This is a genomic window from Burkholderia aenigmatica (assembly GCF_902499175.1).
Classification (GTDB): domain Bacteria; phylum Pseudomonadota; class Gammaproteobacteria; order Burkholderiales; family Burkholderiaceae; genus Burkholderia; species Burkholderia aenigmatica.
Genome location: NZ_CABVQC010000006.1, coordinates 80,676 through 95,695, shown reverse-complemented (window position 1 = coordinate 95,695; position 15,020 = coordinate 80,676). Strand labels below are relative to the sequence as shown.

Below are 15,020 nucleotides of genomic sequence, written 5' to 3'. Positions count from 1 at the left end.
GACGTTCCCATGCACCACTATCTGAAGTATTTCCTGTTTCACGTGATCGGCCTCTCGTCGATCGCCGCGTTCGTCGCGGGCGGGGCGTGGATCACGATCGATCTGGTCGCGATCCTCGCGTTCTATATCGTCGGCGACGCGCTGTGCGGCGACGACACGTCGACACCCGTCCTGCGCCATTCCGGCATCCTGACGTTTCAACTCTGGATGGCACTGCCGCTGCTGTCGCTGATCGTGTTCGCGTCGGTCTGGTCGATGGCCGCATCCGACCCGCTCGGGTTCGGCGCGCTGATCGAAAGGGTGACCGGATACGACGCGCTGGCGGCACGCGCGACGGGGAACGGGCTCCACCACGTGTCCGGCATCGTGCTGACCGGCCTGATGATCGGGATGATCGGCACCATTCCCGCGCACGAGCTGACCCATCGCACGTGGGACCGGACGTCGATGTTCATCGGCCGCTGGCTGCTCGCGTTCAGCTTCGATACGATTTTCTCGATCGAGCATGTCTACGGGCACCATCGCTACGTGTCGACGACCGAAGATCCCGCCACGGCGCCGCGCGGCCGCAATGTCTATGTTCACGTCGTCGCGTCGACACTCAAAGGCAACGTCAGCGCTTGGAAGATCGAGGCGAAACGCCTGAAGCGTGCCGGGCACGGTCTGCTCACGCCATTCAACGCGGTGATTCGCGGCCACCTGACGAGCGTGCTGTTGCTCGCGGGCGCGTGGAGCATCGACGGGTACCGAACGGGCGCCTACTTCCTGCTCTGCGCGCTGTGGGGCAAAGCGCTGCTGGAAATCGTCAACTACATGGAGCACTACGGTATCGTTCGCGATCCGGGCACGCCGGTTCAGCCGCGCCATTCATGGAATACCAATCGGCGCATCAGTTCGTGGTCGATGTTCAACCTGACGCGCCATTCGCATCATCATGCGCAAGGCGAAGTGCCTTATCAGGATCTCAAACCGTTTTCCGATGCCCCGATGATGATCGGCGGCTACCTGACGACGATCGTCGTCGCGATGATTCCGCCGCTGTGGCACACGTTGATGACGCCCAAGGTGCTCGCATGGGATCGTGACCATGCGACCGACCTGGAACGGCGCCTCGCGGCCGACGCGAATGCACGCAGCGGCGTGGCCAAGTTCGCGGCCGCGACGTGAATCGCATTCGGCGCGGTCGATGCGCGCGGGTAGCGGGCCGGTGTGCATCGCCGGCCCGCTACGAGATCGGCGCGTCGATCGGCGAACGCAGCCGCGTCAGGCTCGGGGATCCCGCATCCGGGTGTCACCAGGTACGGCCTGATGAGCAGACGCCGCCGGTGGCGATGCGGCCCGGCCGTTCCCGAACGACCAGTCGTCGGGGCCGATCGTGCAGATGATCACCATCACGTCCGCGGGCGCGATACCCGGGTTGTCGGTGAGCCGTTCGACGAGTCGCGCGTAGAACGCCTCCTTGCAGGCGAGACCGCGAGGGCGGCCGCCCGTGATGTGGATCAGCACGAAATCACCGCTACGCGGCCCGCCGCCGTAGTCCCGGTCATAGACGAGCTCGCCCTGCCGGCACTGCTGAAACACTTGGAAACAGTCCCCCGCCGGCACCTCGAACGCTTCCTCGAGCGCATCCTGCAGGCTGGTCGAAATCGCCGCCAGCCAGTCGGCGGATTTACCGTCATGCAACACGATTCGTGCATATGGCATCTCGCCCCCTCCGCTATTCCGGCAGCGCGCCCAGCGCATTGACCGCGGATGCCGCGGCTGGCCAGCCGGCGTAGAACGCGAGGTGGGTAAACAGTTCGCCCAGCTCGCTCCTCGTAACGCCGTTGGCGATCGCTCTCTGCAGATGTCCGGTCAGTTGCTCGGGGCGATACAGCGCCGTGAGTGCGGCAACCGTTGCAATGCTGCGCTCTCTCGGCGAAAGCTCGGGGCGCTGCCAGACATCGCCGAACAGCACGTCTTCGCTCAACTGAGCAAGCTTCGGGGCGATTCGGGCGACTTTTTCCAGATCGGAAGCGGGTTGGGCCATCGGGTCACCTGTTGTGGGGATTGACGATTTCAGCCTAGCCAGTCGCGCGCATTCTGAAAATTCGAATTATTTGAATCGACGGTCCCGTTTTTTTGAACGATTGCCGTGGGCCGGATCTCGCACGGCCATGGCCGTGCCGCGCGGCTTCTCACCGGTGTCGACCTGGAACGCCGGCAGGTGTCGATGCCCTGCGCTCGCCGCGACGAACAGCGACCTGCCTCCTTCCCAACCAAATCTTTTAGCTCTTAAAGAATTTGATTGGTGCTGTGATTTTGGTCCGGTGACGCTTACGTGCCGCGTATCGACGGACAGCAAGCAAGCCCGACGAGCGATGCGCGCCGCGCCGTTCCCGTCAACGCTCGAGCCACTATAAATAAACCGACATGCGTTCCATCCAGTCTCGCCCCATCCGCTTCGCGACGATCGCGGGTACCTGCACCTGCGCGCTCCTGCTCACCGCGACCTCTCCTGCCTGTGCATCCGGTCAGTTGTCCTATGTCCTTGGCGCCGTCACGCCCGGCTTCGGGCCACAGGCGTGGAACGTCGCCACCGGGCGCAGCTTCGTCACGCTGTACGGCTCGGTCGACATGGCGGTCAACTACATCAACGCCGGCGGCAAGTCGATGGTGCGCATGCAGAGCGGCAACACGTGGACCTCGAAGTTCGGCCTGTACGGACAGGAAGACCTCGGCGACCAATGGACCGCGTTCTTTCGCCTCGAATCGGGATTCATCGCGAACAACGGCGCGGTGCAGGATACGAACTCGCTGTTCAATCGCGCGTCGTACATCGGCCTCGACAACCCGCGTTACGGCAAGATCACGCTGGGCCGTACCTATTCGGTGACCGGCACCGCGGCGCTGGCGATCGATCCGTTCTACGCGAACGCGCACGAGGCAGTGTTCTCGTACATGGGCCTGGTCAACGCCGATCTCGGCCATGGCGCGACAGCCGACGGCAGCAACCGGATGAACAACCTGATCAACTATACGTCGCCGCGCTTCCTGCAGTATTTCACCGCGGGCTTCAGCTACGGCTTCAAGACGACGCAGACACCGGGGCCGGCGGTCCACACGCGCGGCGCATCGCTCGGGTTCAACTCCGACACGACGATCGCGGGCATCGCCTACAGCCAGACCTGGTGCGATCCGGGCTTCGCCGGCAGTTGCAGCCCGAATACGGGCGACGCGGGGTCGGTGCGCACGGACCTGTACATCGCCGGCATCGAGCACGACTTCGGGCCCGCCGTCGCACAGGTCGGCTACCTGCAATACATTCCGCACTACGCCGGTGATGCGATCACGCGCCTGTACACGGTCGGGTTGCAACGCTTCAGCGGCCGCACGCTGTATCGGATCGCGCTCGACTATCGCGATACGACGATCAAGCAGAATTACGCTTGGGGCGGCACGATCGGAGCGGACTACTACCTTTCCCGGCGCACGTCGCTTTACACGCGCGTCGCGTTCCTGAAGAACGGCCCGCAATCGGCGCTCACGTACAACTACGACAGCACGTCGGGCTCGACGATCGTGGCGAAGGGGCATTCTCTGACGAGCGTGTCGATCGGGATTGCGCACCAGTTCTGAACTCGGCGCGCTTGCGTCGAAGCATCCGTAAAAAAACACCGGGCTCGTCGCCCGGTGTCCATGCGTTCCGTCGATCGGCCGATCATCGCGGCCGGCGCGACCACCGCCCGGTCAAGCCTGCTTCAGATAGGCCTCGACCAGTCGCACCCACAGCGACGCGCCATACGGAATGGCTTCGTCGTTGAAGTCGTACCCCGGGTTGTGCACGGAACACCCGCCCCAGCTCCCCTCCCCGTTGCCGATCACGACATAGCAACCCGGACGCGCCTGCAGCATCCATGCGAAATCCTCGCTGCCCGAGCCGCCGGCCGTGCGCGTACTCGACACCGCCTCCGCACCGAACACGCCGCGCGCAATCTCCGCCGCGAAGGCCGTTTCCCGCTCGTGGTTCACCATCACCGGCACGAGATGCTCGATCTCGACGTCCGCACTCACGCCATACGACGCACACTGCGCATCGACGATCTCGCGGATGCGCTGCTCGATCAGCTTCTGTGTATCGACGTTCGTCGCGCGCACGTTGATCGACAGTTCCGCATGCTGCGGAATCACGTTGAACGTGGAGCCGCCGTTGATCTGGCCGACCGTGACGACGCTCAGGTCGCCCGGCTTCACGCTCCGCGAGACGATCGACTGCAGCGCGATCACGATCGCGGCGGCGGCCACGACCGGATCGCGCGCGAGATGCGGCATCGCGCCATGACCGCCCTTGCCGCGCACGAGGACGCTGATCCGGTCCGACGACGCGGTCACCGGCCCCGGCACGACGAGCGCGGTGCCGACCGCGAGGCCCGGGAAATTGTGCAGGCCGTACACCGCATCGCACGGGAAGCGCTCGAAGAGACCGTCGTCGATCATCGCCTTCGCGCCGCACAGGTTCTCCTCGTCCGGCTGGAAAATCAGGTGCAGCGTGCCGTCGAACCCGCGCGTCTGCGCAAGCTGCCACGCCGCCGCGAGCAGGATCGCGGTATGGCCGTCGTGCCCGCACGCGTGCATGTGCCCGTGAATTCTGCTGCTCCACGGCAACCCGGTGTTCTCGACGATCGGCAGCGCGTCCATGTCCGCGCGAATCCCGATCCGGCGCGTGCCGGTGCCCAGCTTCAGCGTACCGACGACGCCAGTGCCGCCGACACCCGTCGTCACGTCATAGCCCCACTCGCGCAGGCGCTCGGCGACCATGTCGGCGGTACGCCGGACGTCGAAGCCGAGGCCCGGATACATGTGCACCTCGCGGCGCAATTGAGCGAAGAACGGTTGGCGTTCGATCAACGCCGGAATCAGTGAGGCTTGCGACATGAATGTAGGGGCTCTGAAGAAGGGGGAACGGCATCGCTCACGCGCGCTTCGCCGCGCGGTATGCACAGACGGCGAGCAGGCTGACGATATTCGCGGCAAACACGTACCACCCCGCCGAAAAGGGGTGACCGGTCCGCGCGACCAGTGCGGTCACGACGAACTGCGCGGTGCCGCCGAACAGCGTGACGCCGGTCGCATACGTACTCGCAAAACCACTCGCGCGCACCGATGCCGGGAACGCTTCCATGATCATCAGCATCCCGTTGCCCGTGCCGAGGATCATCAGCGCGACCATCAACGCGATCACGCCCAGCACGATGCCGGGCGCGGTCGTATGCGTGAGCAGCCAGAACGCGGGAAGCGTACAGCTCGCGCCGATCACGCCGAGCACGATCGCGAGCGGCTTGCGGCGCATCGCACGATCCGCGATCACGCCCGCGACCGGCGACACGATCACGATCATGATCGACCCGAGCAGCGCCGCCGAGAACCCGAGCGTCGCCGGCAGGTGCATCACGCGCGACAGGTAGTTCGGCATGAAGTAGACGAGCGTGTACATCGACACGGTGCCGCTGATGATCATCAACGTCGAGACGACGAACGCGCGGACATGGTTCGTGAACAACTCGCGCAGCGGGCTCTGGACCCTTTCCACGCCGTCCCGCGCATGGTGATCCGGCAAATGCCGGCGAATGTAGTAGCCGACGGGCGCGATCAGCAGCCCGATCAGGAACGGCACACGCCAGCCCCAGCTCGCGACCGCATCCGCCGGCAGCGTGCGCGTCAGGATCAGGCCGACCACCGCACCCGTGGCCGCGGCGATGCCCTGGCTCGTCATTTGCCAGCTGATCATGTAGCCGCGGCGGCTCGCCTGGCCGGACTCCATCAGCAGCGTGGTCGACGCGCCGACTTCGCCGCCCGCCGAAAAGCCCTGCAGCAACCGGCCCGCGAGCACGATCAGCGGTGCGGCCACGCCGATCTGCGCATACGTCGGCGACAGCGCGATCGCACAGGTACCGATCGCCATCAGCCAGATCGTCATCGTCATCGCCGCACGGCGCCCGACGCGGTCGGCATGGCTGCCGATCAGCAGCGCGCCGAGCGGACGCGCGAAAAAGCCGGCGCCGAAGGTACCGACCGCGAGCAGCAGCGAGGTCAGCGGATCGTGCGACGGAAAGAACGCGGCACCGATGTGTGCGGCAAAAAAGCTGAACACGGTGAAATCGAAGATTTCGAGTCCGTTGCCGAGCGACGTCGCGACGATCAGCTTGCGGGTCGCCGTGGCATTCAGCGTACGCGGTGCGGCATCGACCGCTCGATCGAGGGTGGAGTTTTGCATCGGGAAAATCCTCACTGTGCGGATCGGCACGATTCGCCTGTCATCGCATCATTCCCGGACAGAAATTCCCGGACAAAACAAATTTTTTTAGGCCTATGATGTTTTCTTATAACCAGACACAAGCGCCGGCACCATGAAACTGAGACAACTGGAAGCGCTGCAGGCGGTCGCCGAGCTGGGCAGCCTGCAGGAAGCCGCGCGCCGGCTGTTCGTCACGCAGCCGGCGGTCAGCCGTTCGATCCGGGAGCTGGAGGGCGAGCTGGGCATTCCGCTGCTCGTGCGTTCCGCGCGCGGCGCGACCCTGACGCCGTATGCGGTCGGCGTGCTCAAGCGTGCGCGTGCGATTCACCGCGAGGTTCACCGGATCATCGAGGACGTCGAGGCGATCCGCGGCGCGTTGAACGGGCAGTTGACGCTCGCGATGACGCCGCCGGCGTCGAGCCGGGCGCTCGCGGAGACGCTGACCGACTTCGCCGCGAATCGCCCGGACGCGAAACTGCACGTACTCGAGTGGCGCGCGGAACAGATCGTCGAAGGGTTGCGCGACGGCACCGTCGACGTCGGGCTGTTCACGCAATACAGCGATCCGCAGACGACGTCGTTCGAATGGCAGCGGCTTTACGAGCTCGATACGTTGCTGACGATTTCGGGTTCCTACGGCGGGCCGACGTCGTTGACGATCGAGCAGTTGCACGAGCTGCCGTGGCTCGTGCTCGACTCGACGGACGACCCGTCGAGCTTCGTCGTCACCTTGTTCAACGCATACGGGATGCCGTTGCCGAAGCGGATGATCCGCTGCTCGTCGATGAATCTCTACGGCGAGCTGTCGCTGCGCATGCCGGCCGTGTCGATCTGGACGACACCCGCGTTGCCGCTGCTTGAGCCGCGCTTTCGCGAAGGCAAGCTGAAGCAGTTGAAACTGCGCGGCGGCACGCCGCGCCTTGGCATGTACCTCGCATATCCCAGCGAGGATCTATTGACCGCGACGGCACGCGATGTCGTGATGCGACTGCGAACCAAGCTGGGGCGTCAGGACATCCGCGGCCGGCAGCCGGCCGGGATCTGGCTGCCGGAGACCGGCTGACCGGGGAGCGGGAAACCGGATCGACCGCTCAGGCAATCACGCCTTTCCCATCACGGCGAGGTAGTCGTAACGATCGCCACGGTAGAACGATCGCGTCAGTTCGAGCGGCCGCCCCTCGACCGAAAACGACCGGCGCTCGATATGCAGCACCGGATCGCCGCGGCGAATGCCGAGCAACTCGGCATCCAGCCCGGATGCCAGCTCCGCACGCAGCCGCTGGAGCGCCTTGACCGGGCAAATGCCGGCGGCATTCAACGCCCCGTAAAGTGAATCGCCGAATTCCAGGTTGCCGCCGAGCAGATCGGCGGCCAGCACCGCGCGCTCGACGGCCATCGGCACGTCATCCGCCGTTCTGACGCGCTCCAGATGCATGACGACCGAATCCGGCGCGAGCCCCAGCGCGAGCGATTCCTCCGGTGTCGGGCGGCGCAATTCGCGCTTGACCCAGTGCGATCCCGGACGGAAGCCGCGACGGAGCATGTCGTCCGAGAAACTGGTGATCTCGGTCAACGGTTGCTCGACGCGCGCGGAGACGAACGTCCCCGCGCCCTGCCGCGCCTCGACGAGCCCCTGGCGGATCAGCTCCTCGATCGCGCGTCGCACGGTGTCGCGCGACACCTGCAACTGGGCGGCCAGTTCCCGCTCCGGCGGAAAGCTCTCCCCGGTCTTCATCGTGCCGTCGACGATCAGCGCGCGCAGCATCCGCGCGAGTCGCGACGCGATCGGCATTCTCGCGCCGCTCGACGACGGCGCATGCAACTCGGCGACCTGCAACGCGCCGAACAGGTGCGCGTCGGGTTGCGAGTCGGGCGAAAGAAGGTCATCCAGGCGGCGTTCCGTCATCGATACACTAGAAATGGTCAGGATTGAACAGGCGACACGGTGCGATGCACGGCATCAGGACGGCTTGCGCGACTGCAGCGCGTGATGAATCGATCCGCCATGCTCGACGGACAACGCCTCGGCTTCGCTGCAGCTCAAACCGGCCAACAGCATCAGTATCGCGATCCGCGGGCGGTTGCCCGCTTCCGCCAGCGTGCGCGCCGCGACGTCCGGCGCGACACCCGCCGCTTGCGCGACGATCGATTGCGCCCGCAACTGCAGCTTGTGATTGTGCACCTGCAGGTCGACCATCAGATTGCCATAGGTCTTGCCGAGCGCGACCATCGACAGCGTCGACAGCATGTTACAGACCATCTTCTGGACGGTCCCGGCCTTCAGGCGCGTGGACCCGGCCAGGATCTCCGGGCCGCAGTCCACTTCGATCGCGATATCGGCCACCGCGCCGACCTCGCTCCCGCCATTGCAGGCCACCGAGACCGTACGGCAGCCGATCTGCCGCGCATGGCGAAGCGCGCCGATCACATAGGGCGTGCGGCCGCTCGCGCTCAGCCCGACCACGACGTCCTCGCGCCGCAGCGCGATGCCCTCCAGGTCCGCCTGCCCTCTTTCCGCGGAATCCTCGATGCCCTCGGACACCCCGACGAAGCCGCCCGCGACGATGCCCACGACTTCCTGCGGCGACATGCCGAAGGTCGGCTGGCATTCCAGCGCATCGAGATAGCCGATCCGCCCACTGTTGCCGGCACCGATATAGACCAGCCGGCCGCCCGCGCGGAGTGCCTGCGCGACCGCCCGCACCCCCGCCGCGATGGACGGCAACGCGCGCGCCACGCACGGCGCGATGAACGCATCCTCGCGATTCATCAACGCCACGCCTTCTTCGATGCTGAGCTGATCGAGGTTGGCGCTGAAGACGTTGGGCTGCTCGGTGATCAAACGGTCCAGCGGCATGGGGGCACTCCACAGGTTGGGTGAGAAGTGGGTTCGATCATAATTGGTATGGCATTGGTTGTAAATCACCGATTCATCGGATGTCGCATCAAGGAAGCCGCCAACTTCGCCGCCACCCGCAACAGATCACCGGCAAGCCATTGATAACAAGCACATTCCAATGAAATAACGCGTCATGACGCAACTCTGCCCCTGTTATCTCCGGAACTGAAAAGCTATCCATCCGATCCCTGGACAACTTCTAAAAAACTACCTATTGCCAACCATTATATGAATTGGTACGTTCCAATCCATCGACAGTTCAACGTATCCGCCTCGGGACCGGGGCGGTTCGGTATTTCACAGGAGCAAGCATGGCGGCGGACACGACAGAGCGGTTCGGGACACTGGCCCGCGCGATTCTCGTTGCGATCGGCGGCGCGCGGAACGTGCGCAATCACACGCATTGCATGACGCGACTGCGCGTCAATCTCGTCGATCCCGCGCTCGCCGATCCGGCCGCGCTGCGGCAACTGCCCGGCGTGCTGGGCGTGGTGACCGGCAATCCGCTGCAGGTGGTGATCGGCCCCGGCGCGGTCAAGCAGGTATGGAGCGCGTTCGCACAGGCATCGAGCGATCCCGATGCCAGCGACGCACGCGCGCAGGACGATGCGCCGGCTGCGACGCAGGCCGCGCCCGCCAAGCGCGGCAACCGCGCGGTGCGTGGCTTCCTGCGCCGCATCGCCGCGATCTTCACACCGCTGATTCCCGCGCTGGTCGGCGCGGGGCTGATCAATGCGCTCGGCGGCCTGCTGCTGCTCTGGGCTCGGCATTCGCCGCCCGACAGCGCGAGCGACTTGACCTTTCTCGCGACCGTCGCCTCGACGATCGGCACGGCGTTCTTCGCGTTCCTGGTCATCCAGGTCGGCATGAATGCGGCGCGCGAATTCGACGGCACGCCGAGCCTCGGGGGCGCCGCCGCCAGCGTGATGATCGTCCCGGCGCTGGCCAAGCTTCCCGCGTTCACGTTGCCGCTGCTCGGCGAGATCGTGCTGCGGCCCGGCCAGGGCGGGCTGATGGGCGCGCTACTGGCCGGCGTGCTGGTCGCACTGGTCGAGCGCAAGCTGCGCACGCGTGTGCCGTCTGCGATCGAGACGCTGGTGACGCCGACGGTGTCGCTGCTCGTCGCGGGCGTCGCGACGCTGTTCGTGCTGATGCCGGTGGCCGACGTGCTGACGAACGGCGTCAGCAAGCTCACCACGCTCCTGCTGAATGTCGGCGGCATGCCGGCCGCGTTCGTCCTCGCCGCGTCGTTCGTGGGCCTCCTGATGTTCGGGCTGCATCAGGCGCTGATCCCGATTCATGCGCAGCTCATCGCGCAATACGGCTTCACCGCGCTGTTCCCGATCCTCGCGATGTCCGGCTGCGGGCAGGCCGGTGCGGCCTTCGCGCTCTATTTCCGCGTGAACGACGCGGGCCTGAAGCAGCGGATCCGCGACACGCTGCCGACCTGCATGCTGGGCGTCTCCGAACCGCTGCTGTACAGCGTCACGCTGCCGCTCGGGCGCCCGCTCGTCACGTCGTCGATCGGCGGCGGCATCGGCGCGCTCGTGCTCGGGTACTTCGCGAGCCACGGCGATTTCGTGGGCGCGACCACGATCGGCCCCGCCAACCTGATGCTGATCCCGCTCGTCACGGGGCCGATGGGGCTGGGCAGCAGCATCGCGGTCTACTGCCTCGCGACGGCGACGGCCTATGCATCGGCCTTCGTGCTCACGTGGTGCTTCGGGCTGACGCAGGATCAGCGCCGGCAGTTCGTTCGCCCCGCTTCGCACCGCGCGGAACCGCGCGCCGACGGGCCGCTGCCGGTGCAACAGCCGCGCTGAGCGCACCCGGCGGCATGGCGGAAAGGCGGTCGTGCCGGGGGGCAGCCGTCTCTTTATCGCTCTGTTCAATATGGATAGCTAAATAAATGAAAAGCGGAATCGCCTTCGCGGTCGCGTGCCTCGTGACGACCCTCGCGCATGCGCAATCGAACGTCCTGCTGTGGGGACGCCTCGGCGGCGACGTCCAGTACACGAGCGGCGTGCAGACACCGCACGGGCCCGCGTCCCGCTGGTCGCAAGGCAGCGACTGGGGCGTCAACATCATCGGCCTGAAGGGTACGGAAGACCTGGGAAACGGCAATCACGCGCTGTTCTGGCTCGAGTCGGCGTTCACGCCGACCGGCTCGCTCGTCGCCGGGCTGATCTTCCAGCGCGCGGCCTGGGTCGGGCTGAAGAACGACACCTACGGCACGATCCGGTTCGGCCAGGGGCCCATGCTCAACAACTACGTATGGGAATACGACCCGTTGCTCGAAGAAAACTTCGGCGCGCAATCGTTCGTCGCGTACCGGAACGGCTCCCGCCTCTCCAACGGCATCCGCTACCTGTCGCCCGATCTGCACGGCTTCTCGTTCGACGCGGAGCTGAACCTGGGCAACAGCCCGACGAACTTCAACGCGGGCGATCCGGGCAATGCGGGCAAGGCCGGGCGCGCGGACGGCTTCAGCGGCGCCTACACGCACGGCGATTTCCAGGTGCGGGTGGTCTGGGACGAGATCCGCAACGCGCAGGGCATCGAGAACAACCTGTTCAGCTATTCGCGCGAGCTGTTCGTCGGCGTGCGCGACCGGTTCGGCCCGTTTCGCGTGCAGGCCGCCTACACGCACTACTCCGCGCCCGATACGCCGGCGGGGCTGTCCGACCGCGCCGACCTCTGGTGGGCCGGCCTCACATACGACGTGAACCCCTTCCTCCACCTGCAGGGTGCGGCCTACACGATGAAGGTCGGCCCCGGCAAGTGGACCGCCGATCACGACGGCGAATCGCGCGTGACGATGGTCGGCGTCGGCTGCATGTACGACCTGTCGAAGCGGACCTTCCTGTACAGCATGGCCGCGCACGTGTTCAACAGTGCCAACGCCAATTTCGGCGTCAATCCGCAGAGCCCGGGGCTGGGGCCGATGAACGCCGGCTGGGGCACGAACCCCGCACCGGGTCATGGACAAACCGGCGTCTATGCCGGCATCGAGACGGTGTTCTAGCCGCGTGGCCGGCGCGCGCAGTCCATGCGCCGCCCGCCACGCCTTTCCACTTTGCCAACCAGGAGTCGAACCATGCCATCCGTATCCCTCCGCCCGCGTGCATCGCGCACCGCCATCGTCGGCACGGCCGCGCTGATCGCGCTTGCGTTCGTCCATCCCCGCGACGTCGATGCCGCGTCGTCGTTTACGGTGCTCGACAACACCGCATACGCCGATGTCTCACTCGGGCACGGCTCGATCAAGACCAACTTCATCCCGGCCCGCTACTGCCAGCCGCTCACGTACGACGCATCGACGGGCAAGGTGAAACTGCCGTCGCAAAGCGACTGGGAGGCGCTGGTCAATACGTACGATCCGACGCCGGCCGACTCGGCCGGCTATCTCGTGCTCGACTGCGAAAAGCTGTACCTGACCGGCAGCACGGCGACGATCGCCAACCGGTTCGCGATCCTCAAGCAACTTCAACAATGGACCCAGGCGATTCGCCCCAATCGCGTGCTCGGGTGGTACGGGCTCGCGAACGCGGCCAACATCAGCGCGGTGGATTCCGCCAGCGCCTATCGCGACATCGCGCAGTTGATGGATCTCAACAACGGCCGAACCGCGTACTTCCCGAGCGAATACGTGAAGGCCAACGGCACGTCGCCGTATACGGGCGCGGCATGGGCCGCACAGCTCAATGCAGACCTCGCCACGACCGGAACGATCGATCGCCAGAGCAGCACCGGCACGCACCCGGTCTTTCCGTACATCTGGCCGCAGTACTACGACCAGAACACGACGCTGATCCCGGCGTCAACGTGGCAGAGCATGTTGAACACGATCCGCAGCACCGCCGCGGCCGGCCTGATCATCTGGGGCGGCCAGAATCCCGCAGTCGAATACGATGCGAATAACGACGGGAACGGCCCGTGGGTGGCAGTCACGCAGGCGTTCCTGGACAGTCTCTGATCGACGGATATCCCGGCCGGCCGTGCGCGGCGGGAGCCGGTTCGGTCCTGTGTGCCGGGACGGCGCGGCCATCCGTCAAGCTTATGGCGGGACTTGCACCCGCAGGAGTGCGCCCATGCTGGGCGCACATAACAAAGCCGGCACAAGTCCGGCTCCGTCTTTGAAGCGCAGGCATCGCCCGCCCCCGTCTACCGCATGCACGCCGCCGCCAGCTTCCCGACCGCGATCACCGCCTGCTCGATCTCCGGCGACCACGGGCTGCTGTAGTTGAGCCGGATGAAGTTCCGGTAGCTGTCCGTGATCGAGAACATGTAGCCGGGCCCGATCGTGATCCCCTGCTCCAGCGCGAGCTGGTACAGCCGCATCGCATCGACCTGCGCGGGCAGCTCGACCCACAGCACGTATCCGCCCGCCGGGCTCGAGATGCGCGTGCCCTCCGGAAAGAACCGCGACACCATCGCGCGCATCAGGTTCGCCTGCTGCGCATACGCCTTGCGCAGACGCCGCAGGTGATGCTCGTAGCCGTCGCGTTCGAGAAACTCCGCGATCGCGAGCTGCGGCAGCGACGGCGTCGCGAGCGTGTTCAGGAATTTCAGCTTCTCGACCTGGTCGCGATAGCGGCCCGGCAGCGCCCAGCCGATCCGGTACGCGGCCGTCAGGCTCTTCGAAAACGACGAGCAATGCAGCACGATCCCGCTGCGATCGTAGGACTTCAGCGAACTCGGATGCGCGTCGCCGAAATACAGTTCGTTGTACACGCCGTTCTCGATCAGCGGCATCCCGGCCTTCGTGGCGAACTCGACCAGCTCGCGCTTGCGCTCGTCGGGCATCTGGAAGCCGAGCGGGTTCTGGAAGTTCGGCATCACCATGCATGCCGCGATCGGCTGCGACTTCGCGATCGCGGCCAGCGCCGCGATATCGATCCCGTATTCCGGGTGCGTGGCCACCTCGATCGCCTTCATCCCCATCCGCTCGATCGCGTGCAGCATCGCGTAGAACGTCGGCGATTCCACCGCGATCGTGTCACCGGGCTTCGCAACGGCCTGCAGGCACAGGTTGATCGCCTCCGTCGCGCCGACCGTCACGATGATCTCGTTCGGGTCGACCGACATCCCGTTTTCCAGGTAACGGCGCGCGATCTGCCGGATCAGCCGCGGATGGCCGGGCGGCAGCCCGTCCGTCACGCCCCACAGCGATTTGTCGCGGCCGGCCGCATACGCGTAGCGGTTCAGCTTCTCGAACGGGAACAGGCTCGGATCCGGATACGGCGAGCCGAGCGGCACCGCGTCGTCGGTACCGATCGAGCGCAGCGTCGACAGCACGAGCCGGCTCACGTCGACCGACGACGAGATCGCGATCGGTTTCGACGGCCGCAGCTCGCGTACCGGCGCATGGCTGTCGTCGCGCCGCAGGTTCACGAAATAGCCCGACTGCGGCCGGCTTTCCAGCAGCCCGCGGCTCTCGAGCAGCAGGTACGCATGCAGCACGGTCGTGATGCTGATCCGGTGCTGCTGGCTGGCCTGCCGCACCGACGGAATCCGGTCGCCGTGCCGGTACACGCCCTGGCGGATCAGGCGCTCGATGTCGTCCGCGAGTTTTTCATAGAGTTTCATCGCGCGCCTCCCGCCGGCTTGCGCAGCCGTGTCGCCCGACCGCATGCGTCCGATACGCACGTGTTTCGCCCGCCGACCGGGCCGTCGTGATTCCTGATCTTTCCCTCCGGTTTTGCCTTTTCCATCGCACTGGCTCTCTCTTGAAGATGCGCCGACAGCGTTCCGGTACGACTGGATCTGCGGCACTGTGCACTTGATGATGGAATCTTAAGAGCAGAACAGTTTGCGACGAGTACACACATCGATCACGCGAACAAG

General features: G+C 65.7%; 13 protein-coding genes. 6 read left to right on the top strand and 7 right to left on the bottom strand.

Features of this window, described 5'->3' with window-relative positions:
- The first annotated feature begins 9 nt into the window (after positions 1–9).
- Positions 10–1,167: an alkane 1-monooxygenase gene (locus BDO18943_RS06425; protein WP_175021699.1), complete on the top strand. Its 1,158-nt coding sequence runs from the start codon at positions 10–12 to the stop codon at positions 1,165–1,167.
- 96 nt (positions 1,168–1,263) lie between these two features.
- Here the strand turns inward: BDO18943_RS06425 and BDO18943_RS06420 are convergent, their stop codons facing one another.
- Together BDO18943_RS06420 and BDO18943_RS06415 are read right to left on the bottom strand one after the other, a co-directional pair.
- Complete coding sequence (locus BDO18943_RS06420; protein ID WP_235995859.1) at positions 1,264–1,686, bottom strand: tautomerase family protein; 423 nt, start codon at positions 1,684–1,686, stop codon at positions 1,264–1,266.
- Positions 1,687–1,717: 31 nt separating this feature from the next.
- On the bottom strand, positions 1,718–2,029 hold the full coding sequence (locus tag BDO18943_RS06415) for a carboxymuconolactone decarboxylase family protein (RefSeq protein WP_175021697.1): 312 nt from the start codon (positions 2,027–2,029) through the stop codon (positions 1,718–1,720).
- A gap of 383 nt (positions 2,030–2,412) precedes the next feature.
- Between BDO18943_RS06415 and BDO18943_RS06410 the strand changes: the two genes are divergently transcribed.
- Positions 2,413–3,618, top strand: coding sequence for a porin (locus BDO18943_RS06410; RefSeq protein WP_175021696.1), 1,206 nt, complete (start codon positions 2,413–2,415; stop codon positions 3,616–3,618).
- Between the two features lie 111 nt (positions 3,619–3,729).
- Here the strand turns inward: BDO18943_RS06410 and BDO18943_RS06405 are convergent, their stop codons facing one another.
- Together BDO18943_RS06405 and BDO18943_RS06400 are read right to left on the bottom strand one after the other, a co-directional pair.
- Complete coding sequence (locus BDO18943_RS06405; RefSeq protein ID WP_175021695.1) at positions 3,730–4,914, bottom strand: M20 aminoacylase family protein; 1,185 nt, start codon at positions 4,912–4,914, stop codon at positions 3,730–3,732.
- A 37-nt stretch (positions 4,915–4,951) separates the two neighbouring features.
- Positions 4,952–6,253 (bottom strand): MFS transporter, encoded by a 1,302-nt coding sequence (locus tag BDO18943_RS06400; RefSeq protein ID WP_175021694.1) that lies wholly within the window; start codon positions 6,251–6,253, stop codon positions 4,952–4,954.
- 133 nt (positions 6,254–6,386) lie between these two features.
- Between BDO18943_RS06400 and BDO18943_RS06395 the strand changes: the two genes are divergently transcribed.
- Positions 6,387–7,337 carry a LysR family transcriptional regulator gene (locus BDO18943_RS06395; protein ID WP_175021693.1) on the top strand — a complete coding sequence of 317 codons (951 nt, stop codon included), beginning with the start codon at positions 6,387–6,389 and terminating at the stop codon, positions 7,335–7,337.
- Positions 7,338–7,373: 36 nt separating this feature from the next.
- Here the strand turns inward: BDO18943_RS06395 and BDO18943_RS06390 are convergent, their stop codons facing one another.
- Both BDO18943_RS06390 and murQ read right to left on the bottom strand, forming a co-directional pair.
- Positions 7,374–8,180, bottom strand: coding sequence for a GntR family transcriptional regulator (locus BDO18943_RS06390; protein ID WP_175021692.1), 807 nt, complete (start codon positions 8,178–8,180; stop codon positions 7,374–7,376).
- A 54-nt stretch (positions 8,181–8,234) separates the two neighbouring features.
- Positions 8,235–9,131: an N-acetylmuramic acid 6-phosphate etherase gene (gene murQ, locus BDO18943_RS06385; protein WP_175021691.1), complete on the bottom strand. Its 897-nt coding sequence runs from the start codon at positions 9,129–9,131 to the stop codon at positions 8,235–8,237.
- Between the two features lie 353 nt (positions 9,132–9,484).
- Between murQ and BDO18943_RS06380 the strand changes: the two genes are divergently transcribed.
- The 3 genes from BDO18943_RS06380 (at position 9,485) to BDO18943_RS06370 (ending at position 13,149) form a co-directional block, all read left to right on the top strand.
- Complete coding sequence (locus BDO18943_RS06380; RefSeq protein WP_175021690.1) at positions 9,485–10,996, top strand: PTS transporter subunit EIIC; 1,512 nt, start codon at positions 9,485–9,487, stop codon at positions 10,994–10,996.
- Positions 10,997–11,082: 86 nt separating this feature from the next.
- Positions 11,083–12,198 carry a porin gene (locus BDO18943_RS06375; protein ID WP_175021689.1) on the top strand — a complete coding sequence of 372 codons (1,116 nt, stop codon included), beginning with the start codon at positions 11,083–11,085 and terminating at the stop codon, positions 12,196–12,198.
- A 72-nt stretch (positions 12,199–12,270) separates the two neighbouring features.
- Positions 12,271–13,149 (top strand): hypothetical protein, encoded by an 879-nt coding sequence (locus BDO18943_RS06370; RefSeq protein WP_175021688.1) that lies wholly within the window; start codon positions 12,271–12,273, stop codon positions 13,147–13,149.
- 188 nt (positions 13,150–13,337) lie between these two features.
- On the opposite strand, the gene BDO18943_RS06365 is transcribed toward BDO18943_RS06370, so the two are convergent.
- Positions 13,338–14,762, bottom strand: a complete 1,425-nt coding sequence (locus BDO18943_RS06365) for an aminotransferase-like domain-containing protein (protein WP_175021687.1) — start codon at positions 14,760–14,762, stop codon at positions 13,338–13,340.
- Positions 14,763–15,020: the final 258 nt, after the last annotated feature.